At 71.0% G+C, this 21254-nt stretch carries 24 protein-coding genes; 19 read left to right on the forward strand and 5 right to left on the reverse strand.

Features of this window, described 5'->3' with window-relative positions; all coding sequences use genetic code 11:
- The first annotated feature begins 45 nt into the window (after positions 1 to 45).
- From ACWCO3_RS03910 to ACWCO3_RS03950, 9 genes are all read left to right on the forward strand, one after another.
- Positions 46 to 1023 carry an NAD-dependent epimerase/dehydratase family protein gene (locus ACWCO3_RS03910; protein ID WP_145778406.1) on the forward strand — a complete coding sequence of 326 codons (978 nt, stop codon included), beginning with the start codon at positions 46 to 48 and terminating at the stop codon, positions 1021 to 1023.
- A 76-nt stretch (positions 1024 to 1099) separates the two neighbouring features.
- Complete coding sequence (locus ACWCO3_RS03915; protein ID WP_145778405.1) at positions 1100 to 2326, forward strand: LCP family protein; 1227 nt, start codon at positions 1100 to 1102, stop codon at positions 2324 to 2326.
- A 174-nt stretch (positions 2327 to 2500) separates the two neighbouring features.
- Complete coding sequence (locus ACWCO3_RS03920) at positions 2501 to 3766, forward strand: LCP family protein (protein ID WP_145778404.1); 1266 nt, start codon at positions 2501 to 2503, stop codon at positions 3764 to 3766.
- Positions 3767 to 3941: 175 nt separating this feature from the next.
- A complete protein-coding gene (locus ACWCO3_RS03925; RefSeq protein WP_358162525.1) occupies positions 3942 to 4904 on the forward strand; it encodes an LCP family protein in 963 nt (320 codons plus the stop codon).
- Positions 4905 to 4962: 58 nt separating this feature from the next.
- On the forward strand, positions 4963 to 5298 hold the full coding sequence (locus tag ACWCO3_RS03930) for a rhodanese-like domain-containing protein (protein ID WP_145778402.1): 336 nt from the start codon (positions 4963 to 4965) through the stop codon (positions 5296 to 5298).
- Positions 5299 to 5309: 11 nt separating this feature from the next.
- Complete coding sequence (locus tag ACWCO3_RS03935) at positions 5310 to 6098, forward strand: glycerophosphodiester phosphodiesterase (RefSeq protein WP_145778401.1); 789 nt, start codon at positions 5310 to 5312, stop codon at positions 6096 to 6098.
- A gap of 46 nt (positions 6099 to 6144) precedes the next feature.
- Complete coding sequence (locus ACWCO3_RS03940) at positions 6145 to 7599, forward strand: PAS domain-containing sensor histidine kinase (protein WP_145778400.1); 1455 nt, start codon at positions 6145 to 6147, stop codon at positions 7597 to 7599.
- A gap of 60 nt (positions 7600 to 7659) precedes the next feature.
- Positions 7660 to 8076: an ATP-binding protein gene (locus ACWCO3_RS03945; RefSeq protein WP_358162582.1), complete on the forward strand. Its 417-nt coding sequence runs from the start codon at positions 7660 to 7662 to the stop codon at positions 8074 to 8076.
- 91 nt (positions 8077 to 8167) lie between these two features.
- Positions 8168 to 9055, forward strand: coding sequence for a DUF5926 family protein (locus ACWCO3_RS03950; protein ID WP_145778399.1), 888 nt, complete (start codon positions 8168 to 8170; stop codon positions 9053 to 9055).
- A gap of 18 nt (positions 9056 to 9073) precedes the next feature.
- On the opposite strand, the gene ACWCO3_RS03955 is transcribed toward ACWCO3_RS03950, so the two are convergent.
- A complete protein-coding gene (locus ACWCO3_RS03955; RefSeq protein WP_450008355.1) occupies positions 9074 to 10303 on the reverse strand; it encodes an arginine deiminase in 1230 nt (409 codons plus the stop codon).
- 164 nt (positions 10304 to 10467) lie between these two features.
- Here ACWCO3_RS03955 and ACWCO3_RS03960 point away from each other — a divergent pair, with 164 nt between their 5' ends.
- The 5 genes from ACWCO3_RS03960 to pheA all read left to right on the forward strand — a co-directional run bounded on the left by ACWCO3_RS03960 (position 10468) and on the right by pheA (position 13956).
- Positions 10468 to 11205 carry a hypothetical protein gene (locus tag ACWCO3_RS03960; RefSeq protein ID WP_088987108.1) on the forward strand — a complete coding sequence of 246 codons (738 nt, stop codon included), beginning with the start codon at positions 10468 to 10470 and terminating at the stop codon, positions 11203 to 11205.
- A gap of 169 nt (positions 11206 to 11374) precedes the next feature.
- Entirely contained in the window at positions 11375 to 11833 is a 459-nt protein-coding gene (locus ACWCO3_RS03965) for a hypothetical protein (protein WP_145778397.1), read from the forward strand.
- A 75-nt stretch (positions 11834 to 11908) separates the two neighbouring features.
- Positions 11909 to 12298 (forward strand): ACT domain-containing protein, encoded by a 390-nt coding sequence (locus ACWCO3_RS03970; protein WP_145778396.1) that lies wholly within the window; start codon positions 11909 to 11911, stop codon positions 12296 to 12298.
- A 199-nt stretch (positions 12299 to 12497) separates the two neighbouring features.
- Positions 12498 to 12989 (forward strand): hypothetical protein, encoded by a 492-nt coding sequence (locus tag ACWCO3_RS03975; protein ID WP_450008359.1) that lies wholly within the window; start codon positions 12498 to 12500, stop codon positions 12987 to 12989.
- Positions 12990 to 12999: 10 nt separating this feature from the next.
- Positions 13000 to 13956 (forward strand): prephenate dehydratase, encoded by a 957-nt coding sequence (gene pheA / locus ACWCO3_RS03980; protein ID WP_450008361.1) that lies wholly within the window; start codon positions 13000 to 13002, stop codon positions 13954 to 13956.
- Between the two features lie 46 nt (positions 13957 to 14002).
- Here the strand turns inward: pheA and ACWCO3_RS03985 are convergent, their stop codons facing one another.
- From ACWCO3_RS03985 to ACWCO3_RS03995, 3 genes are all read right to left on the reverse strand, one after another.
- On the reverse strand, positions 14003 to 14725 hold the full coding sequence (locus ACWCO3_RS03985) for an AIM24 family protein (RefSeq protein WP_145778394.1): 723 nt from the start codon (positions 14723 to 14725) through the stop codon (positions 14003 to 14005).
- Positions 14726 to 14831: 106 nt separating this feature from the next.
- Positions 14832 to 15179 carry a metallopeptidase family protein gene (locus tag ACWCO3_RS03990; RefSeq protein ID WP_197699411.1) on the reverse strand — a complete coding sequence of 116 codons (348 nt, stop codon included), beginning with the start codon at positions 15177 to 15179 and terminating at the stop codon, positions 14832 to 14834.
- Between the two features lie 145 nt (positions 15180 to 15324).
- Positions 15325 to 15756: an OsmC family protein gene (locus tag ACWCO3_RS03995; protein WP_145778392.1), complete on the reverse strand. Its 432-nt coding sequence runs from the start codon at positions 15754 to 15756 to the stop codon at positions 15325 to 15327.
- 131 nt (positions 15757 to 15887) lie between these two features.
- On the opposite strand from ACWCO3_RS03995, the gene ACWCO3_RS04000 reads away from it, so the two are divergent.
- The 3 genes from ACWCO3_RS04000 (at position 15888) to ACWCO3_RS04010 (ending at position 18439) form a co-directional block, all read left to right on the forward strand.
- Positions 15888 to 16616: a hypothetical protein gene (locus tag ACWCO3_RS04000; protein WP_357937277.1), complete on the forward strand. Its 729-nt coding sequence runs from the start codon at positions 15888 to 15890 to the stop codon at positions 16614 to 16616.
- 189 nt (positions 16617 to 16805) lie between these two features.
- Positions 16806 to 17627 carry an HAD family hydrolase gene (locus ACWCO3_RS04005; RefSeq protein WP_145778390.1) on the forward strand — a complete coding sequence of 274 codons (822 nt, stop codon included), beginning with the start codon at positions 16806 to 16808 and terminating at the stop codon, positions 17625 to 17627.
- Entirely contained in the window at positions 17627 to 18439 is an 813-nt protein-coding gene (locus tag ACWCO3_RS04010) for an HAD family hydrolase (RefSeq protein WP_145778389.1), read from the forward strand. The genes ACWCO3_RS04005 and ACWCO3_RS04010 overlap by 1 nt, the downstream gene beginning before the upstream one ends.
- Before the next feature lie 5 nt (positions 18440 to 18444).
- On the opposite strand, the gene ACWCO3_RS04015 is transcribed toward ACWCO3_RS04010, so the two are convergent.
- Positions 18445 to 19050, reverse strand: a complete 606-nt coding sequence (locus ACWCO3_RS04015) for a bacterial proteasome activator family protein (RefSeq protein WP_145778388.1) — start codon at positions 19048 to 19050, stop codon at positions 18445 to 18447.
- Between the two features lie 84 nt (positions 19051 to 19134).
- Here ACWCO3_RS04015 and ACWCO3_RS04020 point away from each other — a divergent pair, with 84 nt between their 5' ends.
- Complete coding sequence (locus ACWCO3_RS04020) at positions 19135 to 19932, forward strand: alpha/beta hydrolase family protein (protein ID WP_358050309.1); 798 nt, start codon at positions 19135 to 19137, stop codon at positions 19930 to 19932.
- Between the two features lie 80 nt (positions 19933 to 20012).
- Entirely contained in the window at positions 20013 to 21200 is a 1188-nt protein-coding gene (locus ACWCO3_RS04025) for an ABC transporter substrate-binding protein (protein WP_145778386.1), read from the forward strand.
- Positions 21201 to 21254 lie beyond the last annotated feature (54 nt).

Raw genomic sequence — 21254 nt, forward strand, 5'->3', positions numbered from 1 at the left:
CAGCGGGAGCCCGTCGCCGTATCCGTGGTCGGTAGGCTGAGCGGTATGAAGGTTGTTGAGCGCTTCGGGTCCGGTCACCGCATCCTCGTCACCGGTGGAGCCGGCTTCGTCCCGTCGCACCTGGTGGACGTCCTGATCGCCCGGGGCTGCACGGTCGTGGCGCTGGACAACTTCGTGACCGGCTCGAAGGACAACGTGGCCCACCTGTTGGACCGGCCCACCTTCACGCTCGTCGAGGCGGACCTCTCCGACGGCCTGCCCACGCACCACCCGGCAATGGCCGAGCGTTTCGACGCGATCCTGCACATGGCCTCGCCGGCCAGCCCCACCGACTTCGCCCAACTGCCGGTGGAGATCCTCCGGGTCGGCTCGGTGGGCACCCTGCACCTGCTGGAGCGCGCGGTCGCCGACGGTGCCCGGTTCCTGATGGCCTCCACCTCCGAGGCGTACGGGGACCCGAAGGAGCACCCGCAGCGGGAGACCTACTGGGGCAACGTGAACCCGATCGGGGTCCGCAGCGTCTACGACGAGGCAAAGCGCTTCTCCGAGGCCGCGACGATGGCGTACCACCGCTACCGCGGGCTCGACGCGGCGATCGTCCGGATCTTCAACACGTACGGTCCCCGGATGCGCCCGGATGACGGCCGCGCCATCCCCACCTTCGTCTCCCAGGCGCTGCGCGGTGAGCCGATCACCGTGCACGGCACCGGCAACCAGACCCGCTCGATCTGCTTCGTCGAGGACCTGGTTCGCGGCATCCTGCTGCTGCTCGACTCGACCGAGACGGGCCCGGTCAACTGCGGCACGGAGCACGAGTTGTCCATGCGGCAACTCGCCGAGTTGATCGTGTCGCTCTCCGGAAGCAGCTCCGAGGTGATCTACGTCACGCGCAGCTCGGACGATCCGGAGATGCGCCGCCCCGATCTCACGCTCGCCCGCGAACTGCTGGGATACGAGCCGACCGTGGCGCCCGAAGACGGCCTGCGACGCACGATCGAGTACTTCCGGGCGCGGCTAGGGTAGCCGGTTCGTTGCGCACCGCCTGCCGCTGAGTGTCGCCTGAAGGCGGTGGTGGCTCCCGCTACGTACCCTGAGTTACATGTCCGCGACTTCGTCTGCCGGCGTCCCGTATCCGTCCCTGCACCGCAGCGCCGGGCGCGCGTCGGTGCCCGGCCCTGATCGGGGCGCCTCCGGGCGTGCCCGTCCCACCGAGGCACGCTTCTACCCGTCGTACGACGAGGAGGGGCCCAGGCCGGGCGGCCCGACGGGGCCGAGAGGCCCCGGCGGCCCAGGTGGCGCAGGTGGGTCGGGACGACGTGGCCCACGCCCGCGCTGGGGCCGGATCGCCCTCGTGGCAGGGGTCGCGGTGCTGGTGCTGGCGTTGCTCGGCGGCGTGGGCGCCTGGCTCTACGCCCGCAACCTCAACAGCGACCTGGCCCGCACCGACCCGTTCGCGGAGATCACCGGCGGCCGCCCGGTCAAGGCCGTCGACGGCGCGCTGAACATCCTGCTGGTCGGCAGCGACTCGCGGGACCCGGACGCCCCGGTCGACACGAAGAGCCAGTGGCGCGCCGACACGATCATCGTGATGCACATTCCGGCCGACCACCAGGAGGCCTACCTGGTCTCCATCCCGCGCGACCTCTACGTGCCGATCCCGGAGAGCGCGGGCGCGGCCTGCGACTCCGGTGAACGCGCGAAGATCAACGCGGCGTTCGCGTTCGGCGGTCTCCCGCTGGCGGTACGCACCGTGGAGTGCTTCAGCGACGTTCGGATCGACCACGTGATGGCGATCGACTTCGGCGGGTTCAAGGAGGTCACCGACGCCCTCGGCGGGGTGGACCTGAAGGTGGAGCGGACCGTCACCTCGATCCACAAGCCCTACCGGACGTTCACCAAGGGCACGAACCACATGGACGGCGCGGAGGCGCTGGACTGGATCCGGCAGCGTAAGCAGTTCCCGGACGGGGACTTCGCCCGGATGCGGCACCAGCAGGAGTTCCTGCGGGCGCTGATGGACAAGGCGGCGAGCAGCGGCACGCTGGCGAACCCGAAGAAGCTCAACGATTTCCTCCAGTCGGTGACCAAGGCCGTAACCGTGGACCAGGGTTTCTCGGTTACAGACATGGCGCTGCAGTTCCGCAACCTGCGCGGCGAGAATCTCACCTTCGTGACCAGCCCGAACTCGGGCAGCGACACGATCAACGGCGAGTCGGTGGTGGTTTCGGACCGGGAGAAGGCGCTCGCCATGTACCGGGCCATGTCGGCCGACACCATGGCGGACTGGGTCAAGGCCAACCCGCCGAAGAGCAAGGACGGCGGCTGACCGGGGCGGAGGGCCCCACGGCCGACGGCCTGCCCGCCGTTCGGCTCATCGAGTGGCGACGATCAACCGAGTCTGCGGAAGTTGACGTCCGGATTGACCCGAGCTGAACTCGCAAAGTCGAATTGATGTCCGTACAGTGGTGCCGCCCCCTCCTGATCACGAGCTGGAGCACGCATGCCGGTTCAGGCCAGTCGTCGCCCTTCGTCCCCCGGGTCCGCCGCGCCCAGCGGTCGTGCTGCCGCGGCCATACCCGTGCAGGCACGCGCCTCGGGCGGCGGGCCGGGTGCTCGGCCGCCCGGCGGTGGCGGTGGCGGTCCCACGGGTGGCGGCGGGCCGGCGAAGAAGCGGACCAAGCGACGCAAGGACCCTCTGTGGGCCCGACTGACAGTGGTGTTCGGGGCGGTGCTGATGCTCGGCAGCGGCGCGGGCATCGTCGGCGGCAAGGTCCTGATCGGCCAGGCAACCGGGGACATCGCGCAACGTAACCTGCTGGGCGACGCCGGCAAGTCCGACGCCGAGGGCGGTGCGAGCCTCGACGGGCCGATCGACATGCTGCTGCTCGGCGTGGACGCCCGGGAGCGCTGGGCGGCCGACGACGTGCGCTCGGACAGCATCATCATCCTGCACATCCCCGCCACCCATGACCAGGCGTACCTGATCTCGATCCCTCGGGACACCGAGGCGCAGATCCCCCCGTTCAAGAAGAGCGGCTACGCCGGCGGCACCGGAAAGATCAATGGCGCTTTCCAGGCCGGTGCCGCCAACGGTGGTGGCTGGGAGGGTGGCGCGCAGCTGATGGCACAGACCATCAAGCGGCTCACCGGGATCAGCTTCGACGGCGCGGCGATCATCAACTTCGGCGGCTTCAAGAACGTCATCGACACCCTGGGCACGGTGCGCATCTGCGTCAGCCAGGAGGTCAAGTCGCTGCACATGTCGTACGTCGACGGCAAGCCGATGTGGAACGCGGACGCCAAGAAGACCGGCAAGCCGCGGACCCCGGTGGTGCACAAGAAGGGCTGCCAGGAGATGGAGGGGTGGGCCGCGCTCGACTACTCCCGGCAGCGCAAGACCCTCAAGAACGGCGACTACGACCGGCAGGCCAACCAGCAGCAGCTGATCAAGGCGATGGCCAAGAAGGCCACCGACGGCGGGATGTTGACCAACCCGGGCAAGATGAACCAGCTGATCAAGGCGGCCGGTAAGGCGTTCGTGCTGGACACCGGCGGCGTGGCGATCGAGAACTTCATCTTCACCATGCGCGGGGTCACCGCCAACGAGCTGACCATGCTCAAGACCAACGGCGGCACCTTCCACGCCAACGGCAACAACACCGAGGGCTTGAGCGAAGAGACGATGGCCATGTTTCAGGCCGTCAAGCAGGACAAACTCGCCGAGTTCGTCTTCACGCACCCCGAGGTGATCTCCACCCGCAAGTGACGACCGGAGTCGCGGAAAGCCAGCGACGGAGTCATCACCGCCCGTAGCCTCGACGTGAGTAGTTTTCACGTGCGGCTGCGGGGAGGCGGTCACGTCCAGGTGGGGGCGGAACACGGCGGGCCGGGCCGCAACGGCCCCGTCCGCCCGAGCGCGCCGCGCCCGCGGGTCGCGGATCATGCTCGGCATCGGCCTGGCCCTCGTCCTGCTGGCCGGGCTCGCCGTGGTCGGGCTCAAGACGCTCAGCAACCGGTACGACCGGACGGTGACCAAGGAGCAGTTGCTCGACGCCGACGCCCGCACCGACCGCACCGACCTGGACGGGCCCCTCAACTACCTCCTGGTCGGCTCCGACCGCCGCCCCGGTGACAGTGGGCCGGACCAACGCTCGGACACCATCCTCATCGTGCACGTACCCGCCGGGCAGCGGGAGGCCTATCTGGTCTCGATCCCTCGTGACCTGCTGGTCGCCATCCCGCCCGGAAACGGCTTCGGCGGCGGCCAAGACAAGATCAATGCGGCGTACGAGCACGGCGGTGGTGGGCAGGCCGGTGCCCAACTCCTCTCCGCGACCCTGCACCGGCTCACCGGCATCCGGTTCGACGGTGCCGCACTGATCGACTTCTCCGGCTTCCGCAAGGTCATCGACCTGCTCGGCGGGGTGGACATGTGCGTGGACACCGAGGTCCGCTCGATCCACACCAACCGGGTCTTCCCCACCGGCTGTCAGCGCATGGACGGGGCGCAGGCGCTGGACTACGTACGGCAGCGCTACGACCTGCCCGGTGGCGACTACGACCGGCAGCACCACCAGCAACAGTTGCTCCGGGCGATGCTGGACAGCGCTGGCAGAGCGGACCTGCGCAGCAACCCGGTCAAGTTCGACCAGGTGCTGCGGGCGGTCGGCGGGTCGTTGACCGTCGACACCAACGGCGTACCCCTGGAGGACCTGCTCCTCGCGCTGCGCGCGCTGCCGCCCGACGGGATGCGCGGCGTCCAGGTCCCGTCCTCACCACAGACCATCGACGAGGTCTCCTACGTGGTACTGGACAACGGGGGCAACGGGCTCTTCGAGGCGGTTCGGGGCACTCGGGTGCCGGCCTGGGCGCAGGCCAACCCGCGCTGGGTGACCCGGTTGTGACGGTGGCGACGGCCCTGTCGGTGCCGAACCAGCCGACGAGGATCTAGTGTTGCTTCCTGTGTTCGGACCCCAGGTTCCCACCGTGCCCGTGACCGAGATCGACGACGAGACCTACCTGCTGGATGTGCGGGAGGCCGACGAGTGGGCCGCCGGCCACGCTCCGGCAGCCCACCACCTGCCGATGATGGAACTGCCGGCGCGGTTGGCCGAGGTGCCCACCGACCGGGACGTGGCGGTCATCTGCCGCTCCGGCGGGCGCTCGGCCCAGGTCGTCGCCTACCTGGTCAACAACGGCTGGGGGCAGGTGCGTAACGCCGACGGTGGGATGCGCCAGTGGGCCGCCGTCGGCCGGCCGGTGGTCGACGCGAACGGGCAGCCCGGCCAGGTCATCTGAGGGCGGGCGGGATGGGCGGCCCACTGGTCTTCGCGCACCGCGGCGCCTCGTTCGACCTGCCCGAGCACACTCTCGCCGCGTACCTGCGCGCCCTCGACGAGGGCGCCGACGGGCTGGAGTGCGACGTCCGGCTGACCCGGGACGGGCACCTGGTCTGCGTACATGACCGTCGGCTCGACCGCACCAGCAACGGTCGCGGTCTGGTCAGTGCGCGTACGCTCGCCGAGCTGGACGCGCTGGACTTCGGCTCGTGGCATCCGGGCAGCGCACCGAGCGGCGACCTGCCGCCGGACGATTCGCACACCCGGTTGCTGACCCTGGCCCGGCTGCTGGACGCCGTGCTCGACGCCGGGCGACCGGTCCGGCTGCTGGTGGAGACGAAGCACCCTTCCCGCTACGGCTCGGCCGTGGAACGACGACTGGTCTCCATGCTGCGCCGGTACGGGCTGGCCGACCCGGCGCCGGACGACCCCGTGCAGGTCACCGTCATGTCGTTCTCGCCGCTGGCGGTCCGCCGGGTCCGCGAGCTGGCCCCGACGCTGCCCACAGTGCTGTTGCTGGAGGTGGTGCCACGCTGGCTGCGGCTGGGGCGGCTCCCGTTCGGCACCCGGATCGCCGGGCCGGGCATCGGTCTGGTCCGGGGTCGCCCGCAGCTGCTGCCCGCACTGCGCGCGGCCGGCAACCAGGTGTACGTCTGGACGGTCAACGAGCCGACCGACCTGGAGCTGGTGCTGTCCGCCGGGGTGGACGGGATCATCACCGATCGGCCGGCGCACACCCTCGCCCGGCTGGGCCGCTGAGCCTGCGGGGGTGCCCAAATCCAGGCCGACCGGGCAGACTCGGCACATGCCGGAGCGTATCGATTTTCCCGCTCTCCTCGGCGGCCACACCGTCGTGATCGAGATGATCAATTCTGGGGACGCGGGCCTGCCGGTCCTCACCCAACTTCTCCGGGTGGCCCAGCCCGCGCTCGGTGCGACAGGTATGGCGTTCGTCGAGTTCGGCCCGACCGGCGGTCGGGTGATCTCTGCGACCGGTGCTGCGGAATGGGCCCTCGGCCGGCCGCTGGCAGTCGACGATCCGGACACCGTCTGCCTGCTCGCCGGACCACGGGCACGCCAGGTGCGGGTGGGTCACCTCAACGGCAAACTGGCCGCCGAGTTGAGCGGCAGCGACCTGCGCTGGATGGTGGTCTCCCGGGCGGAGATCGGCGGCCACACGGTGGGCAGCCTGCACGCGCTCTACCCGGGCGACGACGAACCGGGCACCGAGCAGCAGGCGGTGGTCGCCTACCTCGCGTCCTGCGTGGCGCACATGTACGGCGACCAGAGCGGCCTGCCGGTGCACGGTGACGGCCCGGTCGTGGCGGCGCTCGCCGACGGGCTGGCCGTCGTAGACCGGGACGGGCACGTCCGACTCTGGAACCCGGCCGCCGCCCAGGTCACCGGCCGGTCGGCCGAGCAGGCGCTGAGCCGACCCCTGCCGTTCCCGTTGCCGCCCTCCGGTCAGGTGCGGGATCACCGGATGCCGGACGGCCGCTGGCTGCGGATCACCTCCGGCGAGCTGCCCGGCCCGGGCACGCTCCGGGTGGTCACCTTCCGCGACATCACCGACCAGCAGCAACGCGACCACGACCGGGATCTGTTCGTCGCCGTGACCAGCCACGAGCTGCGGACGCCGGTCACCGTGATCAAGGGGTACGCGGACACTCTCACCGACCACTGGGAGTCACTGACCGAGGTGGACCGCCGGCAGGCCGCCCGGGTGATCGGGCAGCGCGCCAACGAGTTGGCCCGATTGGTCGATCGTCTCCTCTCCTCGGCCGCCGAGGCGGGGCCCGGGGACGAACCCGCGACGCCGTTCGACCTCGGCGAGGCGTTGCGCTCCGCCGTCGTCGACCTGCCGGCGGAGTTGCGCCGGAGGCTGGTGCTCCTCCTCCCGAACGACCTGCCCAAGGCGCTCGGTCACCGGCCCAGCCTGGCCACGGTGTTGACCGAGTTGACGACCAACGCTGGCAAGTACTCGGCACCGGACTCCCCGATCGAGGTCACCGCGTCGGTCGACGGTCAACTGGTGGCGTTCCGGGTCAGCGACAAGGGCATCGGCATCCGACCTGAGCACGTGGAGCGCGCGTTCGACAGGTTCTGGCAGGGCGAGTCCGGCGACCGACGCGGCTATCCGGGGGCAGGGCTCGGCCTCTATCTCGTCCGCCGGATCGTTGAACAACAGAATGGATGGGTATCCCTACGTCCGAGGGCCGGCGGCGGTACGGTCGCAGAGGTGCGGCTACCCCGCTGTTGACCGAGGTGGCGTGACGTGGAGGCGACGGTGGCAGCGGCAGTGACGGATCGGGCGTGGTGCGTGGTCGTTCCCCACCATCCGGCCGGGGCACGGCTGGCCCGGCACAGGCTCTCTGACGAGCTGGCGGACGTCGTACCCCCGACGCTCCTCGCGGATCTCATCGCGGTGCTCGCGGAGCTGGTGGGCAACGCGGTGCGGCACGCCCGGCCGCTTCCCGGCGGAGTCATCCGGGTCGCCTGGCGCCTACGGCCCTCGGCCGAGGGCGCTCTGATCCAGTTGCGGGTCACCGACGGCGGCGCGAGCACCGGGCCACGGCTCCGGACGGCCAGCCCCGATGCGGCGGACGGTCGCGGGCTGCACATCGTGGCTGGTCTGGCGACCCGCTGGGGGGTCGAGCGGGACGGAATGGGCCAGCGCGTCTGGGCGGAGTTCGATCCGGTGCCGGCGCCCCGACCTGACCTGGTGTCCGCGGGCTGAACGCGGGTGGTGGCGACTTCGGGGATCGACGGGCTGAGGTTGGGTGGGTCCGGCCCACGGCGAGCCGGTCGGGCCTCTAGGCTGTGACGCCGTGAGCAAGCGTCGAAAGAGCCAGCGCACCGCCGCCGACACCGCCCCCCGCAAGGACAAGGTGCGGGACATCTTCGTGCCGCGTCCGTTCGACGGGTTGGTCGACGAGCCCGAGTGGATCGCCCTACGCGAACTGGTGCCGGCCGCCTCCGCGCCGCTGCGACTGGCACCCGCCCTGGTCGAGGAGTTCGGCGACCGGTCGGCGACGCTCGCCACGGTGCTGCCGATGGCCGCGCCGGCGATCACCAAGCCGGACGGCCGGGTGCTCATCGGTCTTCAGCGCCACCAGCAGTCCGGTGACGTCTCCCGGGACCTGGCCGACGCGCTGCTCTGCGCGCTGCGGACCGAGCCGGGCGGCGAGGTGTCCGTGCCGCCGCTGCCCGGCCCCGGCCCACGCCTGCAGGACATCCTCGTGGACGGCCCACTGGACATCAGCATGCACGACGGTTTCGAGTTCTGGCTCGACCCCGGGGCCGCCGACGACCCGACCGTCCAGGCGTCCCTGGAGCGGGCGAACGCGGCCATCTACCCGACGGTACGAATGACCGCGGCGAAGGCCGCGTACTGGTGCCAGGTCCCGGACAAGGCGCACGTGCGCTGGGTGTTGCCGGACGACGAGGACGCCGCCCTGGACGCGTTGGCCCGTCTCGGCGCGGCCGGCTCGCTGACCCTCGGCGAGCAGACCAAGTTCGCCGGCATGTTCCGAGCGCACGGCCGTCTGGTCCCGGTGTGGGACCTGCCGGAGGAGACTCCCGCAGCGGAATGGGAGGACCCGGTGGCGCAGTTCGCCAAGCGCTACGCGGAAGCGCTGGCCACCGACGGCCCGCTCGATGCCTCCGGCCGGCGCGCCCGCCAGGGTCTGCTCGGCCGCCAGCTCACCCTCCGCTGACCTGCGGGGGAGGGCCGCCTATCCCGACGAGGGCGCCCTTCCCCGCAACGGCTCACGGGTGATCGGGCAGGACATGCAGCGCGGGCCGCCCCGGCCGGAGCCCAACTCGGAGCCGGCGATCGGGATCACCTCGATGCCGGCCCGCTCCAACTGGGCGTTGGTCTCGGTGTTGCGCTCGTAGCCCACGCAGAGCCGGGGTGCCAGGGCGAGGGTGTTGTTGCCGTCGTCCCACTGCTCGCGTTCCGCCGTGACCGGATCCAGCCCGGTGTCGATGACCCGGAGCACGTCGAGGTCCATCGCGTCGGCGGCGGCACGCAGGAACGGCGCCGGCCCGTCCACCCGCGGGTCCGCACCGTCCGCGCCGGCGATCACGGTGTACGCGGACAGCGTGCTCGCGATGTTGGGATACATCAGTACGGCGTCCACGTCGACCATCGTGCAGACGGTGTCGAGGTGCATGGTGGCGCGTTTCTGCGCGATCGGCACCACCAGGATGGTGTGGGCCAGACCGGCGGCGAAGACCTGCCGGCCGAGGCGTTCGGCGCCGGCCGGTGTGGTTCGCTCGCCCACGCCCACCGCCAGCACCCCGGGTGCGAGCAGCAGCACGTCCCCGCCCTCCAGGTGTTCGAGGTTCGGGCGGTAGACGAACTCGGTGCCGGCGAAGCGTGGGTGGTGACGGTAGATGGCGTCGGTCAGGGTGGTCTCGCGGCGACGGGCGGGCATGGCCAGACTGGTGACGCCGACCCGATCGCGGATCCAGAGCGACGAGTCACGGGTGAACAACAGGTTGGGCAACGGGTCGATGACGAAGTCATGTCTGTTCATCAGGGTGTAGACCAGCCCGCCCGGCCGCTCCGAGCTGATCCGCAACTCCTCGTGGGCCAGCCCGGCGGTGAGCACGTCGGCCAGGGCCGCCGGGTCCAGGTAGGAGAGGTGGTCTGCCACGCGGGCCCGCAGGGTGTCGCCGAGTCGCCGGGAACGCAGCACCTGTTCGGTGAGCTCGGCGCGGGCGTCCGCCACGGCGAGCGTCTCGGCCAGCAGGGTGGCCAGGTAGAGAACCTCGACCCCGCGCTCGCGCAGGGCAGCGGCGAACGCGTCGTGCTCCTCCTGGGCGCGTCCGACCCAGGGGATCGCGTCGAACAGGAGCGAGTCGTTGTTGCGCGGGGTGAGCCGGGCCAGTTCGGGGCCGGGCCGGTGCAGCAGTACGGTGCCGAGCCGGCCGATTTCACTGTCGACGTAGTGGGTCACTCCCGCAGCGTAGGGCAGGGTTTGGCGGCATCCGACAAAAGAACTGTGGATGAATATGGCATTCATCCACAGTCATTCCGGCGCTCCGGCTTGCCGAACACCGGGAGTGACAACGTAGGGTAGTGAGGACATAACTTCGAGGGACCTTTTGCCGGAGGTCGACGATGACTGTCTTTCCCGCACGACGAGCCGTACCCTCCGCTCGGGCACTGCCGCCCGTCGCGGTGCCACACCCCCGCGTCGAGTCGCCGGGGGTTCTCGAACCAGTCCGTCCGACACCCCTCGAGTGGGCTCGTCGTCGTCGGGCTGAGCGGGGCGCACGCCGCCTGGAGGCGGCCGGGGCGCGGGCACTGGGCCAGCTCGACCACCTCGGTCCCGCCTGGCACGTCATCGAGTGGCCACGCACAGACGTGACGGACGTCCTCGACCGCGGTCAGGACGACCGCGCCGGGTTCCTCGCCATCGGGCCGAGCGGCCTCTTCGCCGTGACCATCGCCGACCACGGCCGGGCGAGGGTGCTCGTCGCCGGCGACGTCGTGCAGATCAACGGCAAGAGGCCACCGTACGTGGCCGAGTCCCGCCGCGACGCCAAGCGGGCCAGCAAGGCCCTCTCCGACGCGGTGGGGCTGCCCGTCCCGGTGACGCCGGTGCTGACCTTCGTCGGCTCCGGAGTGATCAGTGTCTACGGCCTTCCGAAGGACTGTCTGATGGCCACCCACCGGGAGCTGGACCGGCTCCTCGTGGCTGGTGGCAGCCGGATCAGCCCTGCCACGGCCGAGAAGCTGTCCCGGGTCGCACAGCACCCGAGCACCTGGTTGAACGGCACGTACCGTCCAACAGCCGACTACCGGTGGTACGACGAGGGCCGAACGGCCGCTGACAAGCCGGCCCACCGCCGGTAACGTCACCGGCGACGCCACGCGGCTCCGGTCCCCCCGTCCACCTCACCGGTTTCCGCGCCGTCACCAGTCGCGTCGGTTCAGGCTGCGCGGCCCGGTGACCCGGTGCGCTCGGTGATTCCGTCGGCGACCCGCTAGCGTGGACAGTCGATCGGTGCACATAGGAGGCGCGGTGGCCCACGTCGAACTTTCGCTCTCGGAAGCGTTCGTGCCGGCGGCCCGAGCGTCGACAGAGCCGGAGTCCGGCAACGTCGGCCAATGGTCCTCGACGGTGTCCCGGGCCGATGAGCCGTGCCTGTTGATCGACGCCGACACGCGGGTGGTGGCGATCTCCACGGCCGGCTGTGAGCTCCTCTGTCTGGGCGAGCCGGGCGGTCTGATCGGGCGACCGCTGCTCGACGGGGGTCTGCGCCTGCTCGACTTCACCGCCAACCGGGGCGTGCTGACCGAGGCCGAGATCGACAAGATTCCGCCCCTGCTGGCGCTCTCGTCCGGCCGACTCGCTCGTGGGTTACTCCGCGTGCAGGCCGCCTCGGCAAGCAACTCCGACGCGACAGTCGACGCGATCTCGACTCCGGTGCTCACCGACGGCGCCGTCGCAGGCTCACTCACCTTCTTCTCCGAGGTCTGACCTGCGGCGGAGTGTGTCGTTCGCCGCACGCGCCGTTCCCCAGGAGAGTCCCCGCGCAGGCCGTAAGGTGCCCTCATGCTCGACATCGCTCTACTGCCCGGGGAATACGCTGTGTGTCGGCTGGCCGCCGGCAGCACCCTGCCGGATGCGATGTCGAACGACCTTCGTGACACCGACGTCGTCACGGTGAGCTGGACCTCCGACGGGATCTCCGTGATCTGCCCGACCGACCGGGCTCCGGCGCAGACCGTGGTGGAGACCGTCTGGCGCTGTCTACGGGTCGCCGCGCCAATGGACCTGAGCGGCACCGGCAGCCTGGCCCTGCTCGTCGACCCACTGGCCGAGGCGCGGGTCAGCGTGGTCACGTTCTCCACCTTCGACACCGACTACCTGTTGGTGCCGGCCGTCCGACTGACCGAGGGCATCGCCGCGCTCCAGCGCGCCGGGCACCGCGTCACCGGCTGAGCTTCACCCGGAAGGCCGCTCACCCTACGATGGGCTCGGCCACCCCGGCCGTGACGAATTCTCCGATGTCCCCGAGGATCGGCCCGTGCCGTTCACCCCGCCCCGCCCCGCGTCTCCCCCGTCGCGCGCGACGATCCACGTCCCACGCGGCCGGACGGCCGGCCATTCAGCCGTACGGACCCTTGCGGTCACGCTCGCGGTGTTCGCTGTCGCGGCGCTGTCCGGCTGTGGCGCCCCTCCCGGGGTGCGGACGCCCACCGCCATGCCCACCGGCAGCGGGGCTCCGCCGACGCCCGGCCCGAGCATCGCCCCCACCACCCCGCCGGTGACCGCACCGCCATCCGTCGCGATCACACCCTCCGCCGACGCTGGGGCGGTCGCGACGGCCTGCCGGAACGGGCCGACCGGGCAGCGCGTGGTGCAGTTGCTCCGTGGCCGGGCGGGCGTGCTCCCGGCCAACGTCCGGGTCCAGGTCCGCACCGGACCACTCTGCGCCGCCGACTGGCAGTTCACCGTGCTGGAGGTGACCGGGCACGAGGAACTCCAGGTGGTCACCCGGGGCCAGCCGAGCGCACCGACGCTGGTCACCGCCGGCACTGACGTCTGCACCATCGAGGTACGCGCCGCCGGGCCGCCCGGAATCCGCGCCCTGGCCTGTGAGGCCGGTCCGGCCACCCGGCCGGGTGCGTAGGCTGATCGGCATGCCGGGAACACCGCCGACACGTTTCGTCTACCTCGGGCCGGAGGGCACCTTCGCCGAGCAGGCCCTGCGCTCCGTGCCCGCCGCCGAGCGTGGCACCCGCACGCCCGCCCGCAGCGTCGGGGAGGCACTGGACAGCGTCCGGGCCGGGGATGCCGACGCCGCGCTGGTGCCGTTGGAGAACTCGATCGGCGGCGCGGTGGGCGTCACCCTGGACGAGATGGCCGAGGGCGAGCCGCTGGTGATCACCCGGGAGGTGATCCTGCCGGTGGAGTTCGTGCTCGGCGCCCGACCCGGCACCTCGTTGACCTCGATCCGCACCGTAGCGGCCCACCCGCAGGCTTCCACCCAGTGCCGGGGCTGGCTGCGTGACCATCTGCCCGACGGCGTGGTGGTCGACGTGCTCTCCAACGGCGCGGCTGCCGCCGGCGCCGGGTCCGGCGAGTACGACGCGGCGATCTGCGCGCCGATCGGGGCGGCCCGGCACCGGCTCGCGATCCTCGCCGACAAGATCGCGGACCATCCCGACGCGGTGACCCGTTTCGCGCTGGTGTCCCGGCCGGGGCCGCCCCCGCCGCCCACCGGCGACGACCTCACCTCGCTCGCTGTCTACATCGCCCACGACCGGGTCGGCGCCCTGCTGTCGGTGCTCATGGAGTTGGCAGTGCGCGGGGTCAACCTGACCCGGATCGAGTCCCGCCCGACCGGTGAGGCCCTGGGCCGGTACGTCTTCTTCCTGGACTGCACCGGGCACGTGGCCGACGTACGCCTGGGCGAGGCGTTGCAGGGGCTGCGTCGGGTCTGCGCCGACGTCCGCTTCATGGGGTCGTACCCCCGGCACCGCTGGGCCGAGGCGGCGGGCGAACGGCCGGTGCCTGCGCCGGCGGGCCTCTCCGACGTCGACTACGCGGACGCGGCGGCCTGGCTGGCTCGATTGCGCACCGGCGAGTTGACCTGATCGGGCCGGGCGCCCCCGGGTTCCGGGAGCGCCCCCGCCACGTCGGTCAGCTCAGCAGCCCGCCGAGCAGGCCGCCCTCCTGCTGCTGTTGACCGCTGCCCAGGACCGGCGGCTCCTCGGACGGCTGCACCACCACGAAGCCCTGGCCGGCGAAGCTCATCGTGAACGACTCACCGGTGCGTCGACCCAGCAGCGTGCCGAGGCCCAGTTGCTCGGCCCGGTGGTAGCCGGTCTGGAGGTTGGCCGACCAGCAGACCGCGGCCTGCGGGTCCACGTACGTCGGGGCATCCACGTTGAGCACCACCGGAGTGCCCTTGGTGGTGATGGCGATCCGTCCGTAACCGCTGAACACGCAGTTGAACAGGCCGGACGAGGAGGCCATCCCGGCGCCGCCGACCATCCTGATGTCGTACTGGAGGGTCGAGTCGAAGGCGAGCACGCTGGAGCCGTTGATGGAGAGGGCGTCGCCCGGCTCCAGGTCGATGATGTGCACGTCCTTGGCCAACTCGGCGAGGAAGACGTCACCCTGGCCGGAGACCTTCATCAGCGGGACACCCTCGCCGGTGAGCTTCTGCTTGAGGAACTTGCCGAGCCCGCCCGAGCCCAGCGCCTGGAACTGCACGTTCCCCTGGTAGGCGACCATCGAGCCGACCCGGGCCATCGCCTCGCCGTTGAGCTCGATCTTCAACATCTTGGAGTTCTGCAGCCGCATGCCGGGCTGCGCGGACTCCTTTTCCAGGTTCTCCGAGGAGAACAGCTCGCTGCGCATGAAAGGTGCCTCCTGACAGGGTTCGCGGTCGCTGCACCGACGGTAGGCGAAGGGGGCAACCGCGACCATCGGTCGCGGTCGCGCGGCGGGGGCCGACTGGCGGGACTCAGCCCCAGCCCAGCGCGTGCAGCCGCTCGTCGTCGATGCCGAAGTGGTGGGCGATCTCGTGGACCACCGTCACCGCCACCTCGTCGACGACGTCGTCGTCGTTGTCGCAGATCCGCAGGATCGGATGTCGGTAGATGAAGATCCGGTCCGGCAGCACGCCGGAGTAGTCCCAGCCACGGCTGGTGAGGGCATGGCCCTCGTAGAGGCCGAGCAGGTCGTGCTCGCCCGGCGGCGGGTCGTCCTCGACGAGGATCACCACGTTGTTCATCAGGCCGAGCAGCTCTTCGGGCACCTCGTCGAGGGCCTCGCCGACCAACTCCTCGAAGCGCTCGCGGGTCATCTCCACCGGCACCCCACCTATTGTGCCCGATGCGGGGGCCGGCCCGCCGGGTCAGCGGTGCTGCCGAGCGGCTCCGCAGGTCACGGAGAGAGTGACCGCCCGAGGTGGGCGGAGACTCTCTCCGTGGTCGAGCGGTTGTGGGTCGACCGGCTCAGGAGGCCAGGCGCGCGTTGAGGGTGATCTCGGCGCCGGGCGAGAGCAGGCGGGAGATCGGGCAGTTGGCCTTGGCGGCCTCGGCGAGCTTCTGGAACTCCGCGTCGTCGATGCCCGGGACCTGGCCGACGGTCTCCAGGTCGATGCGGGTCACGGTCATCCCGGCGTCGGTCTTGTCCAGGTGGACCTTGGCGGTGGTCTCGACCGAGGTGGGCGTCGAGCCGGCGTCGGCGAGGGCCTTCGAGAACGCCATCGAGAAGCAGCCCGCGTGCGCTGCGGCGATCAGCTCCTCCGGGTTGGTGCCCTCGCCCTCCTCGAAGCGCGACTTGAAGGAGTAGTTGCCCGACAGGCCACCCTTACCGGTGCGGACGGTGCCGGCACCCTCGGTGAGATTGCCCTGCCATTGTGCTGAAGCGGTACGGATAGGCATGGGAAGAACGCTAGCGGAAAGGTGACCGCCGGGCGACCGAGCGGCACTGACGCGCGCCGTGCGATCCCCGTCACGCACCGCTGGTTGTGCCATGATTCGACCCACATCCGTGACCGGCGGAAGGATGGCCGATGTCCGAGGAGCTACCGATCCCACGACAGGGCGACCGGTCCGACGGTCCGGCCGTCATCGAGTGGGGTGCCGACGACGACCCGCCCCCGCGCCGCCGGTTCGGGTGGTCGCTGACCGGGTTCGTGCAGGATCCTCGGCTGCCCCTGCTGCTGGCCGGTCTGGGCGCGGTGGCCGGGGTCGCCTCGATGGTCGGCGAGTGGTTGGTGCTGAGCCTCCCGAACGGTGGGCCGGAGGGGGACGCCACGATGAAGGTGCCCGCCGGGGTGTCCGAGGTCGGCGGGTTCGGCGTCGGTTACCTGGTCGGGCTCCTCGTCCTGGTCTGCACGGTGGCGCTCGCGCTGCGCGGCACGCCAGCCGTGCGGTCGAACGCCCGGCTGGCCGGTCTGACCCTGGCCGGTGCCCTGCTGGCGTTGCTGGTCGCCGCGGCGGCCACTCTCAACGACTCCGGTCAGCGGACCTTCTTCTACTCGGAGCAGGACGGCTTCCGGACCGAATACGGTCGTGGTCTGGTGATGGCGTTCGCCGCCTGCGTGCTGCTCGGCGCGGCGCTGCGGCTGGCGTCGAACACCACGCCCGCACCGTCGGCCGACGACCAGGCAGGCGACGGCTCGGCGGCACGCGGCTGGCGCCGCCGACACCACGACCCGGTCGACGAGGGCCTCCCCGCCCCAGCCGACCTGACCGTCACTCCCGCCACTCCCTTCGCCCGCCCCGACAACCCGACCTGAGCGATCTCGGGCAGGACCACCGCGCCCTCCGCGGGATGGCCGGACGTCTGCTGGTGTTGACGCCCGATTCGCCTGGAAGCCATGGATGCGACCCGTTCCGCGAGGTACGGTTGCTGCCCGCCGTCACGCCGGGCCTCGGCTTTTCCGACCGCACGGCAGGCTGCGACGGCGGCGGGCGAAGGAGGAACGATGACCCGCCCGGGACTGCCCAAGCTGATCGCGACCGACCTCGACGGGACGCTGGTCCGCAGCGACGACACCGTCTCCGCGTACACCCATGGGGTGCTCGACCGGGTGCGGGCCGCCGGGATTCCGGTGGTCGGCGCGACCGGTCGCGGCCCTCGGCTGACCGAGTTGACCCGCAACGACATCCGTGCCGCCGACTTCCTGGTGATGGCCGGCGGTGGACGGGTGGTCGACCAGAGCGACCCCTCCGGCCCGCTGGTGCTGCGCGACGAGCGCCTCCCCGCCGAGGTGCTGGCCCGGCTGCTCGCCGACCTGGAAGCCGAGGTCGGGCCGCTGACGGTGATGGTCGAGGCGTCCGACGAGCACGACGCGCCGCTCTGGGGTGACTACCACGAGAGCTGGCCCTACCAGGACCGGTTCGAGGCGCGGAGCCGCGCGGAGTGCCTCTCCTGCGATGTGATCAAGGCGTTCGCCCGGACCGCCGATCACCACGTGGACGAGCTGCTGGCGGTGGCCCGCCGGATCGTCTCACCCCAGGTCGCCACGCTCACCCAGGCCGGGCTGGGCTTCATCGAGATCTGCCCGCCGGGCGTGGACAAGGCGAGCGGGCTGACAGTGGTGGCGCAGACCCTCGGTGTCGACCCGGCCGACGTGCTGGTCTTCGGTGACATGCCCAACGACCTGCCGATGTTCGAGTGGGCCGGCTGGGCGCGGGTGGCGGTGGCGAACGCGCACCCCGACGTCCGCGCCGCCGCCGACGAGGTGACCTTGCGCAACGACGACGACGGAGTGGCCGTATATCTGGACCGGCTACTGTCCCGGTGATGGGAGAGACACCCCGCCTGATCGCCACCGACATCGACGGCACGCTGATCCGCGACGACCACACCGTCAGCCCGCGCACCGCCGACGTGCTCGCGCGGATCTCCGCGCGCGGCACGCCGGTCATCCTGGTCACCGGCCGTCCGGTCCGCTGGCTGAAGATGGTGTACGACCAACTGGCCGAGCCACTACCGGCGGTCTGCGCCAACGGTGCCGTGGTCTACGACCCGTTCAACGACGAGGTGTTGCGGGCCGACCCGCTCGCGCCGCAGCACCTCGCCGAGGTGGCTCAACGGCTACGCGCCGAGGTGCCCGGCATCAGCTTCGCCGTGGAGATCCTGGACAGCCGGCAGATGCGGCACGAGGCGCACTACCCGCTGCGCTGGGACGTCGACCCGGACGGTATCCGAGCGATCGAGACGCCGGAGGAGTTGCTCTCCCTGCCGGCGGTGAAGCTCCTCGCCCGGGCCGGTGAGCAGGACCCGGACGCCTTCGCCGAGCTGATCGCCACAGCGGTCGCGGGGCTGGCCGAGGCCACGCACTCGTCGTCGTCCGGCCTGGTGGAGATCTCCGCGGCCGGGGTGACCAAGGCGGCCGGCCTGGCCTGGTACTGCGAACGGATCGGGGTGAGCGCGGCCGACGTGGTGGCCTTCGGCGACATGCCCAACGACGTGCCGATGCTCACCTGGGCCGGGCGTGGCGTGGCGGTAGCCAACGCGCACCGCGCCGTCCTGGCAGTCGCCGACGAGGTGACGACGACGAACTCCGAGGACGGCGTGGCGGCGTACCTGGAAAAGATCTTCGGGGTGGGCTGAGCCGGTCAGAGGTACTGACCGGTGCTGTGGCCCTCGCCGCCGCCCGGCTGGCCGATGCCCGGCGGCATCCCGGGGACCATCCCGCCGGGGCCGCTGGGCAGGGCCTGGCGGCCGCCGCGCATCTGCTCGAGCTGAACCCGTGCGGCCATCTGCTGGGCCACCAGGGCCGCCTGGATGCCGTGGAACAAGCCCTCCAGCCAACCGACGAGCTGGGCGTGCGCGATCCGCAACTCGCCCTCACTGGGGGCCTTGTCCTCGGTGAAGGGCAGCGAGATGCGCTCCAGCTCGTCGCGGAGCTCGGGGGCGAGGCCCTCCTTGAGCTCGACGATCGACCGCTCGTGGATCTCCCGCATCCGGTTGCGGCTGGCGTCGTCGAGAGGAGCTGCCTTCACCTCCTCGAGCAACTGCTTGATCATGCTGCCGATCCGCATCACCTTGGCCGGCTGTTCGACCAGGCGGGTCGGGTCCTCGCCCTGCCCCTCGTCGGTCTGCATCGTGCCGATCGGCCGGCCGTCCGGGCCGACCACCACAACGGTGCCGGAGTGGCCGGAGTCGTCGGGGCCGGGCTCGTCGTCTTGTCCAGCGGAACGCGCGTCGGTCATGGGGTCCATCTTTACCCAGCGGTTGCGAACCATGCCGCCCGGGACCTACTCCCGGGGCCGAACCACCCGGCCGGGGCGCGCTACCGTCGCGCCATGCCTGCCGACCCGCGTGCCGTGTTGACCCGGCCCGCGCCGAAACCCGACCGGACCGTGGCGTACGGCGACCACCCGGATCAGGTGGCCGACCTTCGCTGCCCGGCGGGGACCGGCCCGGCGCGGCCGCTGGTCGTCGTGGTGCACGGCGGTTTCTGGCGGGCCGAGTACGACCGACAGCACACCGGCCCGCTGGCCGCTGCCCTCGCCGCCGCGGGTTACCCGGTGGCGCAGGTGGAGTACCGGCGCACCGGGCAGCCGGGAGGCGGCTGGCCGGGCACATTGACCGACGTGCTGACCGGAGTGGCCGAGCTGCCCGCCCTGGCCGCCGAGGCGCTTCCCGGCCGAGTGAGCCGGGCCGCACCGGTCCTGCTCGGGCACTCCGCCGGCGGCCACCTGGCGATGTACGTGGCGGCCACCGCCCCGGCGACGGTGGCCGGGGTGCTCGCCCTGGCCCCGGTGGCCGACCTGGGCGAGGCGTATCGGCGGGACCTGGACGGCGGTGCGGTGGCCGCGTTGCTCGGCGGCGGCCCGACTGAGGTCCCGGACCGCTACGCGGCAGCCGATCCACGAAGATTGGTACCCATCCAGACACGCACGGTAGTCATGCACGGTTCGGAGGATCAACAGGTTCCAGCGGAGATGAGCCGCGACTTCGTCACAGCAGCCCGTGCCGCAGGATCCGATATCTCCCTTGTTGAACTGCCCGGATGCGAGCATTTCGGACTGATCGATCCGGAGTCGCCACCGTGGCCTCAGGTCCTCGTTATGTTGCGGTCCCTGCACGATGATCACTAGCCATTGACGCAGCGTCGCGGACCAGGTAGAACGCCGGAGGGGCGGTGTTCGGCCCTGCAATGTTTCCTGGAAGGAACTCGGTGTCGCAGATGAATCGCAGGCGGGCGCTCCAACTGTTGGCCGCGCTCGGTACCACCGGGTTCGTCGCCGGATGTGGCTCCGACACCGACGCCCAGCCGACCGCTGACCGCAGCCCGGTCAAGATCGGTCTGATCACGCCGCAGGGCGGCGGGTTCAAGAGCATCGGCGAGGACATCACCAACGGCTTCCAGATCTTCCTGGACCTGCACGATCAGAAGTTGGGTGGACACCCGGTCGAACTGCTGACCGCCGACGAGGGTGACACCGCGAAGACGGGCAAGGCCGCCGTCGAGGGCCTGCTCAAGCAGGGCGTGCTGGCCCTCACCGGCGTGGTCAACTCGGCGGTGATGGTCGGCATCCGGGACACCGTCGAGGAGGCGCGCGTCCCGCTGATCGGCTCGAACGCCTCACCGAGCAGCCTGCAGAGCGTCTTCTACATCTGGCGGACGTCGTACGTGCTGGACGAGGCCGGCCGCGCGCTGGGGCGCTACCTGCGCGACCAGTTGCCGGCGAACGGCCGGATCGCGATCATCATGCCGGAGAACGTCGGCAGCCCGGACGTCGTGCGCGGCTTCAAGCAGGAGTTCGGCGCGACCGACCCGCGGATCAGCGACCCGGTGACCTACACGAACGCCACCTCCAACCCGGGCAAGACCATTTACGCCTCGGACATCAGCAAGGCTCTGGCCAAGAAGCCCACCGCCGTCTTCTGCTTCTTCGCCGGGGCGGCCGCCGTGGAGTTCATCAAGCAGCTGCGGGAGAAGTTCTCCGGGCCCATCTACGCGCCCGGCTTCCTCACCGAGGGCACCGTGCTGGAGAGCCTGAAGGAAAACGCGCTGGGCATCCAGACCGCGCTGAACTACTCAGCCGACCTGAACAACACGTCCAACCGGGTCTTCGCCTCTGCCTACCGCAAGAAGCACCAGGTCACGCCCACCACCTACGCGATGGCGTCGTACGACGCGGCACAGGTGCTCGACCAGGCCATCCAGCTGACCGGCGGGAAGCCCACGCCGAAGGACGTCAACCTGGCCCTGGGCAAGATCGGCCAGATCGACAGCCCGCGCGGCATCTGGCAGTTCAACCAGCCGCGTACCCCGCAGCAGAAGTGGTACCTGCGAGAGGTGCAGCGCGACGGTCAGGTCATGTCGAACGTGCTGATCAACGAGCTGGCCACGCTGGGCTGAGCACCCACCACGACGAGGTCAGGGGCCGGTCTCCCATCAGGGAGGCCGGCCCCT

This window comes from Micromonospora sp. NPDC002411, from assembly GCF_053592955.1.